General features: G+C 47.4%; 21 protein-coding genes and 2 pseudogenes. 17 read left to right on the plus strand and 6 right to left on the minus strand.

What is annotated here, in order from left to right:
- Nucleotides 1-70 precede the first annotated feature (70 nt).
- The 3 genes from tnpA (at nucleotide 71) to PAV_RS15740 (ending at nucleotide 2,832) form a co-directional block, all read left to right on the plus strand.
- A complete protein-coding gene (gene tnpA / locus PAV_RS15730) occupies nucleotides 71-544 on the plus strand; it encodes an IS200/IS605 family transposase (RefSeq protein ID WP_005547877.1) in 474 nt (157 codons plus the stop codon).
- A gap of 738 nt (nucleotides 545-1,282) precedes the next feature.
- Complete coding sequence (locus tag PAV_RS15735; protein ID WP_005547878.1) at nucleotides 1,283-2,011, plus strand: hypothetical protein; 729 nt, start codon at nucleotides 1,283-1,285, stop codon at nucleotides 2,009-2,011.
- A 215-nt stretch (nucleotides 2,012-2,226) separates the two neighbouring features.
- Complete coding sequence (locus PAV_RS15740) at nucleotides 2,227-2,832, plus strand: hypothetical protein (RefSeq protein WP_005547880.1); 606 nt, start codon at nucleotides 2,227-2,229, stop codon at nucleotides 2,830-2,832.
- A 91-nt stretch (nucleotides 2,833-2,923) separates the two neighbouring features.
- Here the strand turns inward: PAV_RS15740 and PAV_RS36200 are convergent, their stop codons facing one another.
- The 3 genes from PAV_RS36200 to PAV_RS36210 form a co-directional block, all read right to left on the minus strand.
- The gene (locus PAV_RS36200) at nucleotides 2,924-3,136 is read right to left on the minus strand and encodes an IS3 family transposase (protein WP_238555836.1); all 213 of its coding nucleotides are present in this window, start codon (nucleotides 3,134-3,136) and stop codon (nucleotides 2,924-2,926) included.
- Between the two features lie 134 nt (nucleotides 3,137-3,270).
- Nucleotides 3,271-3,627, minus strand: a complete 357-nt coding sequence (locus PAV_RS36205) for an IS3 family transposase (protein ID WP_005547885.1) — start codon at nucleotides 3,625-3,627, stop codon at nucleotides 3,271-3,273.
- A gap of 266 nt (nucleotides 3,628-3,893) precedes the next feature.
- Nucleotides 3,894-4,250 (minus strand): hypothetical protein, encoded by a 357-nt coding sequence (locus PAV_RS36210; RefSeq protein ID WP_238555837.1) that lies wholly within the window; start codon nucleotides 4,248-4,250, stop codon nucleotides 3,894-3,896.
- 982 nt (nucleotides 4,251-5,232) lie between these two features.
- Between PAV_RS36210 and hrcA the strand changes: the two are divergent.
- From hrcA to deoC, 13 genes and pseudogenes are all read left to right on the plus strand, one after another.
- Nucleotides 5,233-6,260 (plus strand): annotated as a pseudogene (hrcA, locus tag PAV_RS15755) (heat-inducible transcriptional repressor HrcA).
- Between the two features lie 26 nt (nucleotides 6,261-6,286).
- A complete protein-coding gene (locus PAV_RS15760) occupies nucleotides 6,287-7,882 on the plus strand; it encodes a TCP-1/cpn60 chaperonin family protein (protein WP_005547888.1) in 1,596 nt (531 codons plus the stop codon).
- 49 nt (nucleotides 7,883-7,931) lie between these two features.
- Entirely contained in the window at nucleotides 7,932-8,573 is a 642-nt protein-coding gene (grpE, locus tag PAV_RS15765; RefSeq protein ID WP_051135138.1) for a nucleotide exchange factor GrpE, read from the plus strand.
- 87 nt (nucleotides 8,574-8,660) lie between these two features.
- Nucleotides 8,661-10,498 (plus strand): annotated as a pseudogene (gene dnaK / locus PAV_RS15770) (molecular chaperone DnaK).
- 109 nt (nucleotides 10,499-10,607) lie between these two features.
- On the plus strand, nucleotides 10,608-11,738 hold the full coding sequence (dnaJ, locus tag PAV_RS15775) for a molecular chaperone DnaJ (protein ID WP_040736000.1): 1,131 nt from the start codon (nucleotides 10,608-10,610) through the stop codon (nucleotides 11,736-11,738).
- A gap of 412 nt (nucleotides 11,739-12,150) precedes the next feature.
- Nucleotides 12,151-12,348 (plus strand): YfhD family protein, encoded by a 198-nt coding sequence (locus tag PAV_RS15780; protein WP_005547892.1) that lies wholly within the window; start codon nucleotides 12,151-12,153, stop codon nucleotides 12,346-12,348.
- Nucleotides 12,345-12,548 carry a hypothetical protein gene (locus tag PAV_RS15785; RefSeq protein WP_005547893.1) on the plus strand — a complete coding sequence of 68 codons (204 nt, stop codon included), beginning with the start codon at nucleotides 12,345-12,347 and terminating at the stop codon, nucleotides 12,546-12,548. The genes PAV_RS15780 and PAV_RS15785 overlap by 4 nt, the downstream gene beginning before the upstream one ends.
- A gap of 154 nt (nucleotides 12,549-12,702) precedes the next feature.
- Nucleotides 12,703-13,683: a 50S ribosomal protein L11 methyltransferase gene (gene prmA, locus PAV_RS15790; RefSeq protein ID WP_005547894.1), complete on the plus strand. Its 981-nt coding sequence runs from the start codon at nucleotides 12,703-12,705 to the stop codon at nucleotides 13,681-13,683.
- A gap of 17 nt (nucleotides 13,684-13,700) precedes the next feature.
- Entirely contained in the window at nucleotides 13,701-14,384 is a 684-nt protein-coding gene (locus PAV_RS15795; protein WP_005547896.1) for a site-2 protease family protein, read from the plus strand.
- Between the two features lie 108 nt (nucleotides 14,385-14,492).
- The gene (locus PAV_RS15800; RefSeq protein ID WP_005547898.1) at nucleotides 14,493-15,272 is read left to right on the plus strand and encodes a 16S rRNA (uracil(1498)-N(3))-methyltransferase; all 780 of its coding nucleotides are present in this window, start codon (nucleotides 14,493-14,495) and stop codon (nucleotides 15,270-15,272) included.
- A 3-nt stretch (nucleotides 15,273-15,275) separates the two neighbouring features.
- Nucleotides 15,276-16,616, plus strand: a complete 1,341-nt coding sequence (gene mtaB / locus PAV_RS15805; protein WP_005547900.1) for a tRNA (N(6)-L-threonylcarbamoyladenosine(37)-C(2))-methylthiotransferase MtaB — start codon at nucleotides 15,276-15,278, stop codon at nucleotides 16,614-16,616.
- A 194-nt stretch (nucleotides 16,617-16,810) separates the two neighbouring features.
- The gene (locus PAV_RS15810) at nucleotides 16,811-17,242 is read left to right on the plus strand and encodes an NUDIX hydrolase (RefSeq protein WP_005547902.1); all 432 of its coding nucleotides are present in this window, start codon (nucleotides 16,811-16,813) and stop codon (nucleotides 17,240-17,242) included.
- Nucleotides 17,243-17,275: 33 nt separating this feature from the next.
- Nucleotides 17,276-17,989: a deoxyribose-phosphate aldolase gene (gene deoC, locus PAV_RS15815; RefSeq protein WP_005547904.1), complete on the plus strand. Its 714-nt coding sequence runs from the start codon at nucleotides 17,276-17,278 to the stop codon at nucleotides 17,987-17,989.
- On the opposite strand, the gene PAV_RS15820 is transcribed toward deoC, so the two are convergent.
- Entirely contained in the window at nucleotides 17,922-18,887 is a 966-nt protein-coding gene (locus PAV_RS15820; protein WP_005547906.1) for a Na/Pi cotransporter family protein, read from the minus strand. The genes deoC and PAV_RS15820 overlap by 68 nt on opposite strands.
- A gap of 104 nt (nucleotides 18,888-18,991) precedes the next feature.
- On the opposite strand from PAV_RS15820, the gene PAV_RS15825 reads away from it, so the two are divergent.
- The gene (locus PAV_RS15825) at nucleotides 18,992-20,374 is read left to right on the plus strand and encodes a class I SAM-dependent rRNA methyltransferase (protein ID WP_005547908.1); all 1,383 of its coding nucleotides are present in this window, start codon (nucleotides 18,992-18,994) and stop codon (nucleotides 20,372-20,374) included.
- Between the two features lie 152 nt (nucleotides 20,375-20,526).
- Here PAV_RS15825 and PAV_RS15830 read toward each other — a convergent pair whose 3' ends face one another.
- Complete coding sequence (locus PAV_RS15830; protein ID WP_238555838.1) at nucleotides 20,527-21,225, minus strand: RNA polymerase subunit sigma; 699 nt, start codon at nucleotides 21,223-21,225, stop codon at nucleotides 20,527-20,529.
- A complete protein-coding gene (locus PAV_RS36215; protein WP_005547912.1) occupies nucleotides 21,195-21,500 on the minus strand; it encodes a hypothetical protein in 306 nt (101 codons plus the stop codon). The genes PAV_RS15830 and PAV_RS36215 overlap by 31 nt, the downstream gene beginning before the upstream one ends.
- Nucleotides 21,501-21,518 lie beyond the last annotated feature (18 nt).

The following is a 21,518-nucleotide window of genomic DNA, read 5'->3' on the forward strand; positions in this document are numbered from 1 at the left end:
GAGGGTTTGACCAACAAGACCATCCCGATAAAATTGAGATGTTCAGGCTCAATGAAAGGAATGGTCTTAGATGGCAAACAAGAACTATAGTCTAGCTCACACGAAGTGGATGTGCAAATACCACATTGTGTTCACCCCGAAGTATAGAAGAAAAGAGATCTATAATCAAGTAAGGAGAGACTTGGTTGAAATTTTCAAGCGTTTATGTAAATACAAGGGAGTGGAAATCTTAGAAGGTCACATGATGCCAGATCATGTACATATGTTAGTAGCAATTCCTCCAAAAATCTCAGTATCATCATTCATGGGATATCTAAAGGGAAAAAGCTCATTGATGATATTCGAGAAGCATGCAAGCCTGAAGTATAAATACGGAAATCGGAAATTTTGGGCTGAGGGATACTACGTCAGCACAGTAGGCTTAAATGAAGCAACCGTCGCAAAATATATACGTGAACAGGAAGCACATGACCAAGCAGTTGATAAACTAAGTGTGAAAGAGTATAAAGATCCATTCAACAGAAACAGTAGCAAGCAAAAGTAAACCAGTTTAACTGGTAAGTGAAAGTGACAAGTTACACTGAGCCTGAACAATTTATTTGTCAGGCTAGCGTCTTTAGGCGCAGTTTGGCAACAGGGGGTTATACCCCGAGTACAAACCACCCGTTGGACGGGTGGTTTTGATTTAACTAAAGGGCATGATAGCGCAAAGCTATTCATGATAAAATAAAAAAATCGGCAAATTGAGGTTGAGAGATGATTAATTCTGCTGAAGAATTAGTGGAAATATGGATGAGTACCTGAAAGCGGCATGGGATGATGCACCTTTTGAGGTTTGGTTAGAAGTAATTAATAAGTACCCTGATATGCGTGAATGGGTAGCACATAATAAATCAATCCAGTTGAGCTAATGGAAATTCTCGTTGACAATGCAGATGAAAGGGTTAGATTTAACGTTGCAACTAAAAATCGGCTACCTGAACACCTACAATTAAAACTGGTAAAAGACTCAGATAACTCAGTCAGACAACGGATTGTATATAACAAAAAAGTGACCTTTTAAGTTCTAGGTATCTTACTAAACGATGAGGACGAAGAAATACGAACGTTGGCAAAGAACAGAATTGATGAAGGACGATACAAGTAAGCATTAAGCTAACGGGCAGGTTGTGGAACAATTTACTTGTGTTCCAAGGTGATGTTAGATGTAAAATACATAGGAATAGTTTGTGATGAAAAGTAGAATCACTTTATTCACATATAGATTCAGAGAGGCGAGGAAATGCCAAGAGAGTATAAATTAATTACAGCGGGAACATTCGCTGGTCAAAAACGCATGAAGCTTCATTACTTGGACATTGATACTGACCATGTTCTTTGTGGTTCACTCCTCTCTGGATATGAGACTCAACCTAGAGAAGGGGTTAGAGTATGTAAGAGATGTGAAGCCGCATACCGAAGAAGAGGCGGTACATTACTACAACCCGTAGATACCGATGCATGGCTGGCTAATACTTATCCAGGTCTAATGGAAGATTTTATAGAAGAAGAAATTACGGAGAAGATCTCAGTCATTAAAGAGGGTCATTTAGTAGAAAACATTATCGGCCGATGGTCGGCGGACGCAGTGTATGCACCAGGTGCTATGGAGGATACCGAAATCGTATTCAAGCCAAACGGAGATGGTTGGTTGTGCTTTCTCCATCCATTCTCAACAACTGTTGAGAAATTCAAATGGGAAATCGATAATCGGTGTCTGATGCAAATCAAAGGAACAACTTCAACTTTGCATTATGTCATAGTTGAAGGTGATGAATTATCACTGGAAAATTATTATGACAAACCTTCAGATATGATTTTTCGTGACTTAAAAGTAGAAATTAACATAGAGTTCACCCCTCGAGGAAACAATGAGGTGATTACATTTTCAGAGCCATTGTTTTTATCGGACAATCGATTTGCTTTGGTACATAGAGATATTACAAGACTTGAACCACCATCTTTTGTATAATTGTGGCTGAACTAACGGGAAACGATAGCTCAATAAAAACATTATTGAAAGGTATCCGGATTCTTGATGGATGCCTTTTCTCAACTAACGGGCAGGTTAGCATGATCATCACTTTTAAATTGAATAAAAGGTTAGAAACTATGAAGCTTTGAAGGCAGATTAATACCAACATATGGTATAATGAAACATGATTTTATCATAAAGGTGAGGTTTTATTGGACACAAATAGAGGTTCGACAAACATATCTATTTTAGTATTATCGCTATTAAGTGGTTTAATTGTAATTTTGACTTCTGTATTTCAATGGACTTTAGTGGATGTACTTACTCCTTTTTTAATGCCGATTATCTGGTTTATAGTTTTTGCTGTTTTTCTAATCACTTTGATAGTTTCAATTATTGTCCTAATAAGAGGAAAGTTGTGGAAGCCATTTTCAATCCATATTATTGCACTGATTTTTTACTTCTTCTTTCCAGTTACGCAAACTGTAATAAACCTTGATTATAGGTTGAATAAAGAAGTAAGACTAGAAGTTATTAAACTAATTGAGTCAAAAGCATTAGTGCCAAATGTCTCGTATAATGACTCTATCATTCATTTACCGAAAGAGTTTAAACACCTTTCAAAAGGTGGAGGGGATATTATGATTGAAAAAGAAGGTAAAAAGGTGCTTTTCTTAACTTTTCGTGGGGTTCTTGACAACTTTTCTGGGTTCATATATTCGTCAGATGACCAAAAGCCGCAACAAGTGGATTTTGGGGGAGACTATAAGGAAATTAAGCGCATGGGAAAAAACTGGTTTTGGGCAAGTTCTTATTAAAAGTAAAAATTGGAATAAGAAAACCATTTCATTATAAGGAGTGAACTATAACCCCATTTATGGACAGTATTAAAAGACGGTTACTATAGTCTTAAGCAGTTAGAAGGTGGCTTCTGAATTCATCAGGAGTCATCTTCTTTAATGTCCATTGGTAACGTTCAGATTTGTAGTAGGTCATGTACTCATTGACTCGTAGACGCAGCTCTTTAAGTGATTTACAGTCCTTGTAGTTAAGCTCATCCTTCATATGGCCAAAGAACGTCTCCATGGACGCATTGTCCCAGCAGTTTCCCTTACGAGACATCGACTGTTTAAATCCAGCTTTGGCGATAAGGAGGGGGTTTAGGGTGCGTATAGTGCATACCTTGGTCGGAATGGAAGATGGTGTCGGGATGAATATTGCCGTCCAGTCGTTTGAGTAAGCGAGTCATTGTCTGTTCAACCAAGGATAACTCCAATGTAGAAGAGAGATAGTGCGCCAAAATCTGCTTCGAAGGCACCATCCTTCACACAAGAAAGATACGCACACTGACCGCTGTCATAGCGTATGTATGTGATGTCTGTAAGGAAGACTTTCTCTGATTCTCCTTGATCAAACTGACGCTCTAGAGGATTGGGACATGTACGATGTTCCTGAGTCGCTTTAGCCATCTTGCGATAGGGATTAGCTTGACGGATCGTAGCTACTAACCCGAACTTACGCATGATGCGACGGATCTTTTTATGATTCATGACAACGCCATTCAATTTCTCCAACCTCATTTTGATAACCAATGCGCCTATTTTTCCGTTCAACGATTCAAAATGCTCCTTAATAAGCTGAAAGTCGTATTGATCGGCTGTCTCTCGTAGTTGGCGAGCCTCTTCAGCTGCACCAACGGTAATAGCCGCTTGTACTTACTTCGGCAATCTGACATAGATAACGTGTTACTCGTCGTAAATCATGCTTTCGAATTGTTTGATTAATGAGTTGAAAGCGCTCGGAGGGGGTCAACTCCTTACTGTTTCTCCTTTCGAGCGCTTCTAGCTTTTTTAAAAGCTCGTTCTCCGCTTCGAGGAGTTTAATCCGAGATTCTGCTTGTTTTAGTTTCTCTTCTGCTTATGATTCCGTTTTTGATCGTGCCCGTACTTCCTATGCCTCTGCACTCTTCTAGCAAGCCAGCCTCACCGTACTTAGCGTAGGTCTCCCTCCAGCGATAGAGGCTCTCTGTAGGTATTCTCTGACCGATAAGTTCGATACTAAAGCCTGCTTTCAAGAAAATCTCCATTGGTGGCTCTCCTGCTTGGTTAGCGTGCACTGCTGCGAGCTTAAAGGCTGGAACATACGAGATGTTCCTCCCCGATACGCGGCTTACGTTCAGATTGGACTCCAACAGCCTAATCTCCGTTTCAGTAAATCCTGTTCTAGTTTTTCTCATGATGTTCATTCCCCGTGATAGTATGATTAAAACACAAAACCCGTAAGAGGTCACTTTTTTCAAGTGTGCATCTTACGGGTTACAGTTCAGGAGTGGCTTGTCTTTATATACTGATATATACTTTGTGGTCGAACTGTACTTCATGCTTAGATACCTTACGGCCATATCGTAGGTAAAGTACGGATCATTAAACTAACGGGAAACGATAGTTCAATCACCATAATAACTAAAACTTTTTACAAACTCATAATGTAATTGTAAATAAACAAAAGGATGGATAGAGACACAGACGTATTCTGAAAGTTCTATCCATTCTTCTTTTACTAATAAAATGTCTAACATTATATCTAATCACATATAATTATTGACTATATTGGACTCCTTCTATCTTGTGATAAAATGTATTTCCCTTGGCTCTATTCGTTTTTTCAGTAGGGACTGGTGATATTTATAATTTTGCATCTTTTTCACTCTCGTTTGTTCTATAAATCTTAAGTATAACCTTATCTACACCAGATACATTTACATCAACGATTGTCATTTTGTCAATATCGAATTGATTGTCAGTGATGTTTTCATAACTGTCAGCATTTTGAATTACATTGTGACTGCACCATCTATCGCAACACAATCTAACTGTGATGCCTATATCTATTAGTAGGTGATAAGTGAAATTAATTCATTAAATATGTTTCTATATAAAACATAAAACTCTAATTTTGTCCAAGCTACTATTCAGGCTAATGAAGCCACTATATAATTGAAGATAAAGTCCTTCAGATATAGTGGTCTGACATCAAACCTGATTTATACGATCAGGAATAATACTGAATACTGCCTGCATATAAAATAGGCACGCCCAAAGTACCGAACTGACTTGACAATGGTCTCGTCCGTTTGGTATTTTTGTATTAACGGTTAGCACTCGACGCTGATGAGTGCTAACGACTACAGCCAGAACATTCACGAGGAGGGAATGCGCATGTTGACGGAACGCCAACGTATGATTTTGAACGCCATCATAGATGATTATATCCGTTTTGCGGAGCCTGTAGGTTCCCGCAGCATTTCCAAGCGCGGCGATGTCGGATTTAGTCCGGCAACTATTCGCAATGAAATGGCCGACTTGGAAGAGCTTGGGTTCTTGGAGCAGCCGCATACGTCTGCAGGGCGCATTCCTTCTCAAAAGGGATATCGCTACTACGTCGACAACTTAGTCCAGTTGGAAAGGTTGTCGGGTGAAGAAGTCAGCCGATTGAAATCCGCGTTCGCGGAAAAATAACGGCAATGGAAGAAATCGTGCAGCATACGGCTTCGATATTATCGCAGATGACAAACTATACGTCGATTGCGCTTGGCCCGGAAGTATTTGAAGCTTCCTTCCGCCATTTTCAGCTGCTTCCGCTGAATGAGGATACAGCAGTCGCAATTGTTGTAACCAATACAGGACATGTAGAGAATAAGACAGTGCCAATTCCGCCGGGAATATCGGTGTCGGAGCTGGAACAGGTTGTCAACTTGCTGAACGCGAAACTTGTCGGCGTTCCTTTATATAAGCTTCGTTCTCAATTGTATACCGAAGTGGGAAATGAGATGGGCAGATATGTTTCTCATGTGCAAGAGCTAATGACGCTTGTTGAAAGTGTGCTCGTTGGTGAAGACAATCACCGCGAGGTGTTCTTGAGCGGTACAACGAATATGCTGGCACAGCCTGAATTCAAGGATGTCGACAAAATTAAGACGATCTGGGAGCTTTTAGAGGAAACGCCAACGCTCATTAAAGTCGTCGGCAGCGCGCCAACCGGGATTCAAGTCCGAATTGGGCAAGAGAATCCGCATGAGGCGATTGCCAACTGCAGCTTAGTTACAGCGACTTATACCATTGACGGACAGACACTTGGAACGATAGGCGTATTAGGTCCGACGCGCATGGAGTATGCGAAGGTTATTAACTTGATGAACCATTTGTCGAATCAATTTGCGCTGCTTTCGCAGCGCTCGAATAAATAAGGTAGCAGGGAAAAGGAGGCGTCGTCATGACTCAAGCAAGCGGACATGTGCAAGAGACCGATGAGCGTTATGCGACGCTTCTCAATAATGCAGGGGCTGTTCGCGCCTTGTGCGCAGCAGTAGAAGGAACGCTTGGGCCTAAGGGGCTCGACGTCATGCTCGTTGGAGGCGACGGAGAGGTTATTATCACGAATGATGGGGTTACGATCTTAGAAAAGATGGACGTGTCCCACCCGGCGGCCAAGCTGCTCATTCAGGTGGCTCGAGCACAACAACATGAAGTAGGCGACGGTACGACCACGGCTACTGTGCTCGCTGGTGCGCTCGTGCAAGAAGGGGTAGCTCAGGTGACACGGGGTGTTCCAGCCGCAAAGGTTGTTACTGGGCTGATGCACGGCATTTCTGCTGCTTGCGAAGAACTCCGTCATCGGGCGGTACCGCTTGAAGGATGGAATGATGAGCGGCTTTACCGAGCCGTACATATTGCAGGACGAGAGCAGGACGATATTGTGAAGCTCGTACTGGAAGCCGGACAGGCGGTAGGCTGGGAACAGCTAAAGCAGCCGAATTATCGGTATGCAGACAGCATTGTCGCACATGAGAAGGCTGTCAATGAGTGGTTCCATGGCGTGATGCTCAAGCAGAAGCCACTGCAGCGGGATTGGTTGCCGGAGCGCTTGAACTGCCGCGTTCTCGTATTGCAGGACAGTCTGGAGCCGGTGTCGCTCGACGAACAGCTTCTCACGACAGAAGCGGGTTTTCAGCAGTATATGGCAGAACAGGCTCGTTTCATGCAAATGCTTGAGCAACTGCATGAGCTTGGTGTAGGCTTCATCGTGCTGGAGCGTGGAATTCATCCGGATGCGGAACAATATTGTTTGGATCACGATATGATGGTCGTGCAGCGAGTGAGCCGTGAGGATATCATGCGGGTCTGCCGTCTGAGCGGCGCCAAGCCGCTGAAGCGTACCGCGCTAGCGAAGCAGCGGGACGTGCTTGAGCCATTGCTCGGGCGCACCGCTTGCGTTCGCTACGATGAGCGCCTGGAGCGCGTACGGCTGTATGCCCCGGCAGCGCCGGGCCACACAGCCCGGAACGCCGAAGCCGGCTCCGTCCCGGATCCGGCTTCGGCGCCGCAGCGCCCGCAGGTGACGCTCATCGTTGGCGCAAGCACGCGCGAGGTGGTGGGCGAGCGAGCGCGCATCGCCCAAGATGCAGCCTCCGCGCTGCAGGCCGCCATTCAGGGCGGCGTGCTTCCAGGCGGAGGCACCACAGAGGTAGCGCTCGCCTATCGGCTGGAGCGCTACCGCGAGAGTGTGCGCGGCATGGAGGCATTCGGCATCGCTGCCGTTGCTCAGGCACTGCGCAAGCCGATGGCGCAGATCGTACTCAATGCCGGCTTCAACCCGCTTGAGAAGCTGGAGGAAGCGCGTGCAGCACAAATTGCTTCGAACAATGATGCAATTGGCATTGACTGCGATTCAGGAGCGCTGCTCGATTATGCACAAGCTGGCATTTATGATCCAGCGGCAGTCAAGCTTCATGCGCTGCGTGCAGCAGGAGAAGTAGCTGCTGCAGTGCTTCGCATACATACCGTGATTAAGATGAGAGCACAAACCTGATTCGTGACCTCATCACTTGATGATAGGTAACAATGTAAAGTTACTATAAATGAAGGCTTTGAACTATAAAGGGGAGGTGAAGGGGTTGAACCCAGAACAAGAAGAAAGCATCACTACTGAAACGATGAATGAAGAGGCGGCACAAGCTGCCCATGATCATACTGAAGACACTTCAGCTTCTGAGAACGCGGCAGCGGAATCGGGCGAAGGGAATACTTCTTCAAGCGAAGGTGCAGTGGAGGATGCTGAACTTGCCAAAGCAAAAGCAGAGGCTGAGGAATATCAGCAGCGCTATCTGCGCGCACAGGCGGATTTCGATAATTTCCGCCGCCGCACGTTGAAGGAGAAGGAAGATTTCGCAAAGTACGCATCCGCAAAGCTCGTTACCGAGCTGCTGCCGGTGCTTGATAACTTCGAGCGCGCGCTTGCAACTGAACAAGCGTCTAGCGAGGCTGAATCATTCATTAAAGGTGTAGACATGATTTTCCGCCAATTAGGCCAAGTGCTGGAGCAGGAAGGTGTGAAGCCGATGGAAGCTGTCGGTCAGCCTTTCAATCCAGAATTCCATCAAGCGGTAATGACAGTCGACACAGATGAATATGAAGAAGGCGTCGTTGTCGAAGAATTGCAAAAGGGCTACATGCTGAAGGACAAAGTACTGCGTCCGGCAATGGTCAAAGTTAGTGGATAAACGTGAACGTACAAGCTGGGTAAACACCGCATTTGTATGGACACATCAATTTAGAGATTGCATGTTAAGTTAGAGGAGGAAATACTCATGAGTAAAGTAATTGGTATTGACTTAGGTACAACAAACTCTTGCGTTGCAGTAATGGAAGGCGGCGAAGCTGTCGTTATCCCAAATCCGGAAGGCGCGCGCACAACCCCTTCCGTAGTAGGTTTCAAAAAGACGGAGAGCGTGTTGTTGGTGAAACGGCGAAGCGCCAAGCGATCACGAACCCTGACCGCACCGTCATCTCCATTAAGCGTCATATGGGTACAAACCATAAAACATCTATTGACGGCAAAGACTTCACGCCGCAAGAACTCTCCGCAATCATTTTGCAAAAATTGAAATCCGATGCGGAAGCTTACTTGGGCCAAACGGTTACACAAGCGGTAATTACGGTTCCTGCTTACTTCAACGATTCCCAACGTCAAGCAACAAAGGACGCTGGTAAAATCGCAGGTCTTGAAGTGCTTCGTATCGTCAACGAGCCAACAGCAGCAGCACTTGCTTACGGCGCTGACAAAGAAAACGATCAAACAATTCTCGTATACGACTTGGGCGGCGGTACATTTGACGTATCGATCCTTGAACTCGGCGATGGCTTCTTCGAAGTTAAAGCAACAAGCGGTGACAACCAATTGGGCGGCGATGACTTCGACCAAGTGATCATTGACTACTTGGCTGCAGAATTTAAGAAAGAGCACGGCATTGACTTGGCTAAGGACAAAGCAGCTGTACAGCGCTTGAAAGATGCTGCAGAAAAAGCGAAAAAAGAATTGTCCGGTGTGCTGACGACAACAATCAGCTTGCCGTTCATCACGGTTGTTGATGGCGTGCCTCAACACTTGGAAGTAAACTTGACTCGTGCGAAGTTCGAAGAATTGTCTGCGAACTTGGTAGAGCGCACACTTGGACCAACTCGCCAAGCGATGCAAGATGCTGGCATGACTCCTGCTGACATTGACAAGATTGTTCTTGTCGGCGGTTCTACTCGTATTCCAGCTGTACAGGAAGCAATCAAGAAATTGACTGGTAAAGAGCCTCATAAAGGCGTTAACCCAGACGAAGTTGTAGCACTTGGTGCAGCAGTTCAAGCGGGCGTATTGACTGGCGATGTGAAGGACGTTGTCTTACTCGACGTAACGCCACTGTCCCTCGGTATCGAAACGGCGGGCGGCGTATTCACGAAAATGATCGAACGCAACACAACGATTCCTACAAGCAAATCGCAAGTGTTCTCGACATATGCAGACAACCAAACGAGTGTAGAAATTCACGTTCTTCAAGGTGAGCGCTCCATGGCTGCTGACAACAAAACACTCGGCCGCTTCATGTTGGCGGACATCCCACCGGCTCCACGCGGTGTACCGCAAATCGAAGTTAGCTTCGATATCGATGCGAATGGTATCGTAAAAGTATCTGCACAAGATAAAGGTACTGGTAAGACGCAAAACATCACAATCACTTCCTCCAGCGGCTTGAACGATGAGGAAATCGACCGCATGATGAAGGAAGCAGAAATGCATGCGGAAGAAGACAACAAGCGTAAAGAAATGGTCGAAGTGAAGAACAGCGCTGACCAATTGGTATACACAACTGAAAAAACATTGAAAGACTTGGGAGACAAGGTTGACCAAGCTGAAGTAGATAAAGCGAACGAAGCAAAAGAGAAAGTGAAAAAAGCAATCGAAAGCAACAACGTTGACGAGATCAAAGCAGCAACAGAAGAGTTGACGCAAATCGTACAGCAGTTGTCTGTAAAGCTGTATGAGCAAGCTGCTCAAGCTCAGCAAGCGGCACAAGGCCAAGAGCCAGAGCAAGGCGCAGCGAAGAAAGACAACGTCGTTGATGCTGATTATGAAGTCGTAGACGAAGACAAGAAATAAGCTTTTCGATGGTGAGGTCAAAGCCGGGAGATTCGGCTTTGACTTTCCTTTTGCAGCAAATTCGTATAGTCTTCTATAGAGGTATGCTACGAAAGCGTATGGGGGTGGAATAGTGGCGAAACGAGATTATTATGAAGTGCTTGGCGTTGCCAAAGGTGCTGGCGACGACGAGATTAAGAAGGCGTATCGCAAACTCGCACGCCAATATCACCCGGATGTCAACAAGGCCGCGGACGCAGAAGACAAGTTCAAGGAAGTCAAAGAAGCGTACGATGTGCTGAGCGACAATCAAAAACGGGCGATGTACGACCAATATGGTCATGTCGATCCGAACCAGGGTATGGGCGGCGGTTTCTCCGGTGGGGGCGACTTCGGCGGATTCGGCGATATCTTCGATATGTTCTTCGGCGGCGGTGGCCGCAGCAAGGATCCGAACGCACCGCAGCGCGGCGGCGATTTACAGTACACGATGACAATCGAATTCAAGGAAGCTGTATTTGGCAAAGAGATGGATATTACCATTCCGCGTACTGAGCAATGCGACACGTGCTATGGCTCTGGAGCTAAGCCCGGGACGAAGCCAGATGCGTGTACGACTTGCCACGGTACTGGACAGCAGGAAGTCGTACAGAATACGCCGTTTGGCCGCATGGTCAACCGTCGTGCTTGTTCGACATGTCAAGGGCGCGGCAAAATTATTCGTGAAAAGTGCGGGACTTGCCACGGCGCAGGTACTGTGAAGAAGCAGCGCAAAATTCATGTTCGCATTCCGGCAGGTGTCGATGATGGCGCACAGCTGCGCATGAGCGGCGAAGGGGAAAGTGGACTTCGCGGCGGTCCGAACGGGGATTTGTATATCGTAATCCGTGTGAAGCGCCACGAATTCTTCGAGCGTGACGGAGATGATATCTATTGCGAGATTCCGCTCACGTTCGCGCAAGCAGCGCTTGGCGACGAGATCGAAATCCCGACGCTGACGGAAAAGGTGAAGCTGAAAATACCAGCAGGTACACAAACAGGAACGTTCTTCCGCTTGCGCAACAAAGGGGTTCCTCGTCTGCGTGGTTCCGGTCAAGGCGATCAACACGTGAAGGTTGTCATCGTGACACCGACAAAGCTGTCTGATGAGCAGAAAGAGTTGCTGCGTCAATTCGCGGAGAAGAGCGGCGAGCATCCGAACTACGGCGGAAATGAAGAATCGTTCTTTGATCGTATGAAGCGTGCATTCCGCGGAGATTAATCATACTTTCATGCTGGCAATGGCCGAATTGTCTATACCTTTTATCATATTGTATACGTTCATCATTTCGGTCGGGGCATAAAGAAGGGCCACAACCACGCATTAAAATTACCAGTGCGTATGTTGTGGTTCTTTTTTGTTGTCCCTTGAAAGTAGAAAATCCTATCAAGATAACCTTTCGAGTATATACTCAATGAATCCAACGCATTCTGCAGTATTACAGCAGTTCCGGGAACTTGTTAGATAGAGGTTTGCGGTATTGGCAAAGTAGCTATAGGGGATTTAAACCTCGTTCTGAGGAGCTATGATTGGGTTTAGGAGTGCGGAAGATTGCCAATGTGCATAATCCGATGGAAACTGACTCAAGTTATGGAGGAAGCGTATCGATTATGAACACGAAGGAGGCGCACCGATGAACAATTTCCGTAATACTTCGAACCGTTCGGCAAGCTCATACAGCGATAAAGCAGATGCGGTTGTGAATCAGCAAGCAGGTCTAGCGGATGGCAAGTTTGAGGATGTGGAATTTTCATATGAAGAGGCGGATCGCGATGATTTGAAGGCGTTGGAGCGCGCGAAGCAGGCTGATGAGCGTGCAGAGCAGTCGTGACACGAATTACTGCTACCTTTGAACATGCCGCCGCCGCAGATATGTGCGAACGCAAGCTGGAGGCGTTGCGGGGACAAGACATTCAGATAACCGCTGGAACCAATGGGTATTTCATTAGCGCAGATGTAGAGGATGACGTGCTGGATCGGGCATATGCGCTTATCCGCGACCATCTTGGAAATGCGAAGAACGAACGTTAAGCAGTTGAATAATGCGTTGATCGAACCAACGCAAAGAGGCAAAACTCCACGACAATTGCGTTCTATTAGGAACGCTCGTTGTATGGAGTTTTGTTTTTGTGTACAATAAATAGAATGTGTAGCTATTTTAAGATGTATAGGAGGATGTACGATCGTGCATTGGCATGAATTAACGATACATACGACCGAAGAAGCAATTGAGATGATTTCGAACTTTTTGCATGAAGCTGGCGCTGGAGGCGTGACGATTGAAGAATCGGGGACCCTTAACAAGGAGCGCGATACAAAGTATGGGGAATGGTATGAGCTGCCGCTGAACGATATCCCAGAAGGACAAGCTGTCGTACAAGGGTATTTTGCAGACGGCACTGATTTGAAGGAAGTTGAATCAATCATTCGTGAGCGGATTGAAGAGCTGAGAAGCTATGAGATAGATCCGGGTGAGGCACTAATTACTTGGCGTACGGTTCATGAAGATGAATGGGCAAATGCATGGAAGCAATATTTCAAACCAGCTCGCGTAACAGATCGGCTGACAATCAAGCCAACATGGGAGTCCTATACGGCGCAAGAGGGTGAGCAGATTATTGAGCTGGATCCGGGCATGGCGTTCGGAACGGGGACGCATCCGACGACTTCGCTATGCTTGCGCACCTTGGAGAGTGTCGTTCAAGGTGGAGAGGAAGTCATTGACGTTGGGACAGGCTCTGGTATATTGGCAATCGGTGCTTGTAAGCTTGGCGCCAAGCATGTGCTTGCAATTGATTTGGATCCGGTGGCAGTATCCAGTGCGATGGAGAACGCCAGCCTGAACGGGTTATCTGACGCCATTACCGTACGAGAGGGCGATCTGCTAAGCATTATCAAAACGAGCGGTACAGCAGAAGAGCAGGCGCTTGGCGTACGGCTTCCTGTCCAGATTGTAGTCGCTAATATTTTGGCGGAAATCATTCTGCTGTTCGTAACGGATGTATATGAAGCATTGCAGCCTGGCGGTGTTTACATTGCGTCAGGGATTTACAAAAATAAAGAAGACGTCGTAGAGCAGGACTTGCTGGCGAAAGGCTTCATCATTGAAGCGAAGCATCGTGAAGAGGACTGGATTGCGTTTGTGGCGCGCAAGCCGTTTGAATAAAGGAGAGGGGACGTTTTATGGATTTTCTAAATAGCCTGCTGGTGGTCAAGCTGGAGCTGCTGCCCTTTCTAGTGTTGTCGCTGCTGCTTTCATTCACCGTTCACGAATTTGCTCATGCTTACTCCGCATGGAAGTTCGGTGATCCGACAGCGAAGATGCTCGGCCGTGTCAGCTTGAATCCCACGAAGCATATTGATTTTCTTGGTATGCTGCTGTTCGTTATTGCTGGCTTCGGTTGGGCAAGACCTGTTCCAGTCAATCGGGACAATTTCAAGAATCCGCGCACAATGGGGATTGTCGTATCGGCAGTCGGGCCGCTGAGCAACCTATTGCTAGCATTTGTTGGCACATTGGTGCTGCATTTAGGATTTAAACTAGGATTCGTCGATGTGGAGTCCGGCAACCGGATTCACTTGGCATTATTTTATTTCTTGTCTTTCTTGATTTCTAACAATATCCTGCTGTTCTTGTTCAACCTAATTCCGCTGCCGCCGCTGGACGGCTATCGAATTGTAGAAGATTTGGCACCGTCTCATGTTCGTGCCCGGCTGCAGCAAATTGAGCAATGGTCGATCTTTATCTTCTTGCTTATCGTGTTCATCCCGGTATTGCGAGATAAGACATTAGGGCCTTTGTTCAGTCTGATTCAGCCGATCATGAGGGAAATGTCCAGAGCAGCCATGTTCATCGTAGGCAGTTAAAAATGGCTATGTAAGATACGGCTGAGTCCTTACAATGACTAGAGTGAAAATGTTGACAATACTGGCGGATGCCGCTCAAAACGTGTATGATGAGGAATGTTGATTACGATGCAGAAATATTTTGTGCCCTCCGAGCAGTTCGGAGATGAAAGCATACAAATTACGGGCAATGATGCCCACCATATTATGAACGTAATGCGCCTCAAGCCTGGAGCTGAGATATTGGTCAGCGATGGAGAGAAGCGTGAAGCGGTCGTCGTGATTGAACAATGCAGCGCGGACGGGGTAGAAGCTCGAATTGTTGAAATGAGAGACTTTGACCGAGAGCCGTCTGTCCAAGTGACAATTGCGCAGAGTTTGCCTAAAGGCGATAAAATGGAGCTTATCATTCAGAAATGCACGGAGATTGGTGCCGTGCATTTCATGCCGTTCGTGTCTGAACGGACGGTTGTACAATATGACAGCAAGAAGGAAGCAAAGCGCTTGGAGCGTTGGGGCAAAATTGCGAAGGAGGCTGCTGAGCAGTCTCATCGGAATGTAGTGCCCACGATTGAAGCATCTATGAATTGGAAGGCTTTGATGTCCCAGTTTGCTTCTTATGACCTTGTGCTCATTTGTTATGAGGATGAGCGGGGTACGATGCTGCGCGACGTATTAGAAGCGTTCGCGCCTACAGAGGGCGACATGCAGAATCGTACAGTGAAGCAAGCACGCATTATGGTTGTCATTGGGCCAGAAGGCGGGTTTACTTCGCAGGAAATTCATTCCGCAGTGGAAGCTGGAGCACGATGTGTCAGCCTAGGCCGCCGCATTCTGCGGGCAGAAACGGCAGGAATGGCTGCATGTGCCTGCATCATGTATCAATTTGGAGAAATGGGGGGAATGTGAACGATGCCATCAGTAGCATTTTACACATTAGGCTGCAAAGTCAATTTTTACGATACTGAAGCGATTTGGCAATTGTTCAAAAATGAAGGCTATGAGCAGGTAGACTTCGAGCAGACGGCAGACGTGTACCTGATTAATACGTGTACCGTAACGAATACAGGCGACAAGAAGAGCCGCCAAATTATTCGCCGTGCTGTGCGTCGCAATCCAGACGCAATTATTGCGGTAACAGGATGCTATGCGCAAACATCGCCTGCTGAGATTCTTGATATTCCAGGCGTCGATCTCGTTATTGGAACGCAGGATCGCGAAAAGTTGATGGATTACATCCGTGAGCTGCAAGAGCAGCGCCAGCCGATCAATGCGGTGCGGAATATTATGAAAACTCGGGCGTTTGAGGAATTGGACGTGCCAGACTTCGCAGAGCGGACGCGCGCGTTCTTGAAAATCCAAGAAGGCTGCAACAACTTCTGCACATTCTGCATCATTCCTTGGTCGCGCGGTCTGTCCCGCAGCCGTGAAGCGGAGAGTGTGTTGAATCAGGCTCGCCAGCTCGTAGCGGCAGGCTACAAGGAGATCGTCTTGACAGGAATTCATACCGGCGGCTACGGCGACGATATGGAGAATTATGATTTGACTGACTTGCTGTGGGATTTGGACAAGGTAGAGGGGCTTGAACGCATTCGCATCAGCTCCATTGAGGCAAGCCAAATTGATGATCGCATGATCGAGGTATTGAACAAGTCTTCGAAAATGTGCCGTCACCTGCATATTCCGCTTCAAGCGGGCAATGACGAAGTGTTGAAGCGCATGCGCCGCAAATATACAACACAGGAATTCGCGGAGAAGCTTGCACGCATACGCGAGGCAATGCCGAATGTGGCAATTACGACAGACGTTATTGTTGGCTTCCCAGGCGAAACGGATGAGCATTTCCGCCAAAGCTATGAATTTATGAAGCAAGTGGGCTTCTCTGAAATGCACGTATTCCCGTATTCGAAGCGCACAGGTACTCCGGCTGCGCGCATGGAGGATCAAGTGGATGAAGAGGTGAAGCATGCTCGCGTTCATGAGCTGATTGACCTGTCTGAACAAATGCAGCTGGAATACGCGAAGCAGTTCGTTGGACAAGTCGTCGATGTCATTCCGGAACGGAATACGAAAGGCGACCAAGGTGCTGGCATGCTGATGGGTTACTCGGACAATTACCTTCAAGTGATCTTTGAAGGAGATGAATCCTTAATTGGCCAAGTCTGCCGCGTAAAAATTACAGAAGCGGGCGTGAATGAGAATCAAGGCGTCCTTACACGCGTCATCGGTCAGGAGCCGAATGTTGCTTCCTAATTGTACAGTTCAGCAGCATGAAGGACAGCCAGAAATAGATGAACGGCAATAAACTACAGACACAAATAACCGAAACTACTGAATAAGGAATCGAGGAGGATTCTCCGTTTGGCGCTTGGCTGAATGGATGAAATCCTCTTTCTTTTCGGTTAGGATATATACATACGAGTTATGAATTTGATGGAGGTGCGCATATGAAGGAAGTATCAGCAGGAGGAGTTGTATACCGCAGAAGAGGAGAAGAGCTGGAAATTCAGCTCATCCAAGATCGCTATGGCAAAATATCGCTAGCCAAAGGCAAGATGGAAGCAGGGGAGACGATTGAACAGACTGCTTTGCGGGAAATATGGGAAGAGACTGGGATTCATGGACGTATCGATAAAAAACTCGATACCATTTATTATCAATATGTACAACCACAAGCGGGTACAATTGATAAAGAGGTGCATTATTTCCTCGTTGAGGCAGAGGAAGGCAAGCTCCATGCGCAAATTGAGGAAATTCGCAGCGTAGAGTGGTATCGTCCACAGGAAGCATGGGAGAAGCAGCGGGAGCTCGGATATGATAACAACGATCACATCCTGCAAAAAGCTTTTGAAGAATTGTCCGTATCCGTAAATCTTTAATCCTCTGCACATTGCCGGAAGGAGAGAGTATGCATGACGGATCAACTTCAATTGGCACAATATATCGATCACACCTTGCTTAAGCCGGAGGCGGCATTGCGCGATATCGAGAAACTGTGCTCGGAGGCGAGTCGATACCACTTTTACAGTGTATGCGTCAACGGGTTTTGGGTATCAGCCTGTCGTGAACTGCTGAATGGAACAGGTGTGCATGTGGCTGCGGTATGTGGGTTCCCATTGGGGGCCACTGCCAGTCAAGCCAAGGCATTTGAAGCAGCCCGTGCCGTGGAGGACGGGGCTGCTGAGATCGATATGGTGCTGCAAATTGGAAGCCTTCTACGTGGAGATGTGAAGGCTGTGGAGCAGGATATTGCTCAGGTCGTTCGAATGGTAGAAGGACGCGCGATCGTCAAGGTCATATTGGAAACGGGCATTCTTAATACGGAGCAAAAAATTGCGGCTTGCAAAGCTTCAGAAGCGGCGGGTGCTCATTTTGTCAAGACGTCAACTGGATTTGGCAAGGGCGGGGCAACCCTCGAAGATATTCGTCTTTTGCGGGCACATGTATCCTCTCGATTGGGTGTCAAGGCATCTGGCGGTATTCGGGACACTGCCTCAGCCCTCGCAATGATTAAAGCTGGTGCAACGCGCATCGGAACAAGCTCCGGCATTGCAATTATTAACGGATTCGGCTCCATACCGGCAAGTAGCACAAAGGCAGGGCCAGCAGGGAGCTCGCAATATTAAATATCGATTGGGCATGTGCAATCTGGCCGGCTGCATCTGAGGAGAAAGCTGCGCTCAGCTGCCCAATTTGGTTGATAAAGGGATAGAATAAGATGGCACCACCGATATTTAATGTGACGTGGGACCAGGCGACGAACTGGCCGCTTTTCGTTCCGCCGAGAGAGGCGATGACAGCGGTGAAGCAGGTGCCGACATTAGAGCCGATTGCTATCGCGATGCCTACTTCAACAGGCAATGCTCCGGTTGCTGACAATCCCATCGCCATGGCAATGATTGCTGCACTACTGTGCACGAGCGCTGTAATGACGATGCCCGCAGCCAGAGCCCAGAGCAGACTGTCGCTTGAACGTTCTAGGAACCATGTGAATAAGCCGCGCTGCTGGAGCGGCTCGCTAATTTTCTTCATCCACTCTATGCCCAGCATGATAAAGGCGAAGCCGGCTATGGCAAGAGATCCGTACTGGAGCGGCCGCATCCAAGAGGAAAAGTGTTGCAGAAGCCTAGGCTGATATTCATCGACCAATGCTCCCATCAGCCATCCAGCTATGGACAGATAGAGGAGCGGTGCTGCAAATTGACTTATATTGAGACCAATCAGTTCAGTCGTCAAACAGGTGCCAATGTTTGTTCCTAATATGATGCCGAGCGTGCGGGAGAAGTTTATAATACCTGCATTGACCAAGCCAATCGTTATGACTGTGATGGCTGTGCTGCTTTGCAGCACGGCTGTCATGCCTGTGCTGAACAGCATACCGTGAAGCGGGGTTCGGGTCGAGCTGTGCAGAAATCGATGCAAATAAGGGCCTGCCCAAGCATGAAGGGCAAGCTCCATCGTTTTCATTCCAAACAGAAACAGTGCCAACCCGCCAAGGAGCGGGAACCAAATTTCTTTGAACATGAAGGGCTCCTTTGTCATTGATCATTCATCGCAATACGTTATCCATTCTATGCTTGCGAGTGGACAGCCATGACAAGCTATGGGAGCCGAGAGGAGAACTGTAATTGAATAGGCCTTTTGTAAAATTAATCCGTTCGCGGAAAAAGAGAATTGAACGCTCTCATCCATGGGTGTATCAATCGGAAATAGAGGTGGTAGAAGGTAACCCGCAGCCGGGAACGCTTGTGGATGTCCAGAACGCCCAAGGGAAATATATCGCAACAGGATATTATAATCCTGCATCGCAAATTACGGTTCGGATCGTGTCCTATGAACCGATTGAAGCGATGGATGAAGCCTTCTTCAAGGAACGGATTGAACGCTGTGTCGCTCATCGCCAGCGCTTCTTGCCTGGAGCTGCGGCATATCGTCTTGTGTATGGAGAAGCCGACTTCCTGCCGGGACTCATCGTCGATCGCTTTGGTGATGTTCTCGTCGTGCAAATCGTGACACTCGGTATGGATGTGCATCGGGAGGCTTTGGTTGCAGCTTTGGTAGATGTCATGCAGCCGCGCGGCATCTACGAGCGCAGTGATGTGCCAATTCGCGAGCGGGAAGGACTTGAACAGAAGACAGGTATTCTGTACGGAGATTGCCCGCGTCATGTTCAAGTGGAGGAGAACGGGCTTCTCATCGAAGTGGATATTGTAGAAGGACAGAAGACTGGCTACTTCTTCGATCAGCGTGAGAACCGCGCTTCCATTGCCCCGCTCATGACAGGCTGGGGAGCCCGCAGCGGCATCCGATTGGGTGAAGTAGAAGCAGAGGATGGAACTGTTCAGACGCTGCCGCTTAATGCAAAGGGCAAGCCGGTTACCTTCCCTTGGTGGGATGGAGCGACTGTGCTGGAATGCTTCTCTCATACGGGAAGCTTCACACTGAATGCTTGTAAATATGGGGCCAAGAAGGTCACTTGTCTCGATATTTCCGAGCATGCGATCGAGAGTGCGAAGCGCAATGTTGAATTGAATGGTTTTACAGAGCGTGTAGAGTTTGTCGTTGCGGATGCCTTCGCCTACTTGCGCGAGCAGGTTCACGGCTTGGAGGAGCGTGCACAGCGGGCGAGTGGAGAAGCCGGTGCGAAGAAGGTAGATACTTCGAAGCCGATGACCGCTGGCGGCGGACGTACGTGGGATGTTGTCGTACTGGATCCTCCCGCCTTTGCAAAAACGCGAGGCGCTGTTGAGGGGGCGTATCGCGGATACAAGGATATTAATCTGCACGGCATGAAGCTCGTTAATGATGGCGGCTATTTGGTAACGGCAAGCTGCTCTTATCATATGCGGCCAGACATGTTCATGCAGTCGATATTGGATGCGGCACAGGATGCGGGCAAGGTGCTTCGTCTTGTGGAATGGCGCCCTGCGGGCAAGGATCACCCGCAAATTGCGGGTGTTGATGAAGGACATTATTTGAAGTTCGCTATTTTCGAGGTTCGCACGAAGTAGTATTTTAAGCGGTTCATCCGCTGCAATTGAAGGGATTTACGTGAAAAGCGCTATGCACTGTAGACCAGATCGGATTGGTCTACAATGCACGGCGCTTCTTTTGCATACGTACATGTTCAAAATCGTATCCGTTTAAAGATTTCATCTTGCTGCTATTTTATTCCGACTGCAGTGCGAGTTATAAATGCACCGCCCAGCCAGCGTCCATATCCACCGGCTTGCGCCCAGTTGAGTGTGCCGTTCAGCACCTGTTGGCCATTGTCGGTTACGAACAGCTGCCCGTCATTCGCAGCAGAGGACTGGAAAGGTTCAGGCAATGGGGACGAGCTTGGAGACAGCTCAAGCAGAGGAGCATCGCCACTTGTCAATCTGCGCAGGTAGCCCCAGAATTGCAAATCCCCTAGTCCGTATTCCGGCAGCTGCTTGCGAACAATGTCGTAGCATTGTTGAAAGGAAGCAGTTCCATCCTTAACGGCATGCAGTGTGATTCGCTCCACAATTCCCATTCCATCCTGTACGGATGGATAACGGGAAAGATGGAACTGAAGCGCTTCCCTAATAGCGCAGAATGGGGCAGATACGGAACTGGCATCGTTAACCCATTGCGCAATTTTAAGCGGATTTGGACTCGTATATGCGATCCATGCTGATCGCATCCATTCGATACGCTCTGCGGTCAGTAAAATGGCAGTGTCGCGATAAGGAGCCAATTGTTCTCCTGTCAACGCGCCAAATCCGAGATAGCGATCATGCTCAGCGATCGATGCAATATCGACCCAGTAAAGTTTGGCGTTCGCATTTTCCTGTGTTAGGCGATCCACTAAGCGGAGTAGCATTGTAATGTCAAACAAATCGTGTTCGAACCATAATGCAATCTCATTAGCGGGTAAAATATCAGATTTCCACGAACGTTCCTGTTCATTTCCTCTCTGCAAAAAACAGTTGAAGGCAGTCCGCACATGCGCTCCAGTTGCAAAGCCCGATACGCTAAATACTGCTCTAGCCTTGCATATACAGGGCCTTCGGTCAGCAGTTCAGAATATACCCATACCTTCTCTTTCCATCGCTGTTCAGCAATGCTGCTTAGTTGTCTGGCAGTGCACTCCCCGTTGACAATATGAATCATGACAATCAGCCTCCTTGT

Origin of the sequence: Paenibacillus alvei DSM 29, assembly GCF_000293805.1 — a bacterium.
GTDB lineage: Bacteria > Bacillota > Bacilli > Paenibacillales > Paenibacillaceae > Paenibacillus_B > Paenibacillus_B alvei.

Excerpts from the sequence above, each read along its gene's own strand:
- PAV_RS15735 (WP_005547878.1), top strand. The coding sequence starts at position 1,283 with ATGCCAAGAGAGTATAAATTAATTACAGCGGGAACATTCGCTGGTCAA.
- PAV_RS15760 (WP_005547888.1), top strand. The coding sequence starts at position 6,287 with ATGACTCAAGCAAGCGGACATGTGCAAGAGACCGATGAGCGTTATGCG.
- PAV_RS15800 (WP_005547898.1), top strand. The coding sequence starts at position 14,493 with ATGCAGAAATATTTTGTGCCCTCCGAGCAGTTCGGAGATGAAAGCATA.
- mtaB (WP_005547900.1), top strand. The coding sequence starts at position 15,276 with ATGCCATCAGTAGCATTTTACACATTAGGCTGCAAAGTCAATTTTTAC.
- PAV_RS15780 (WP_005547892.1), top strand. The coding sequence starts at position 12,151 with ATGAACAATTTCCGTAATACTTCGAACCGTTCGGCAAGCTCATACAGC.
- tnpA (WP_005547877.1), top strand. The coding sequence starts at position 71 with ATGGCAAACAAGAACTATAGTCTAGCTCACACGAAGTGGATGTGCAAA.
- PAV_RS36200 (WP_238555836.1), bottom strand. The coding sequence starts at position 3,136 with ATGTCTCGTAAGGGAAACTGCTGGGACAATGCGTCCATGGAGACGTTC.
- PAV_RS15810 (WP_005547902.1), top strand. The coding sequence starts at position 16,811 with ATGAAGGAAGTATCAGCAGGAGGAGTTGTATACCGCAGAAGAGGAGAA.
- PAV_RS36210 (WP_238555837.1), bottom strand. The coding sequence starts at position 4,250 with ATGAGAAAAACTAGAACAGGATTTACTGAAACGGAGATTAGGCTGTTG.
- grpE (WP_051135138.1), top strand. The coding sequence starts at position 7,932 with ATGAAGGCTTTGAACTATAAAGGGGAGGTGAAGGGGTTGAACCCAGAA.
- PAV_RS15820 (WP_005547906.1), bottom strand. The coding sequence starts at position 18,887 with ATGTTCAAAGAAATTTGGTTCCCGCTCCTTGGCGGGTTGGCACTGTTT.
- PAV_RS36215 (WP_005547912.1), bottom strand. The coding sequence starts at position 21,500 with ATGATTCATATTGTCAACGGGGAGTGCACTGCCAGACAACTAAGCAGC.
- deoC (WP_005547904.1), top strand. The coding sequence starts at position 17,276 with ATGACGGATCAACTTCAATTGGCACAATATATCGATCACACCTTGCTT.
- PAV_RS15795 (WP_005547896.1), top strand. The coding sequence starts at position 13,701 with ATGGATTTTCTAAATAGCCTGCTGGTGGTCAAGCTGGAGCTGCTGCCC.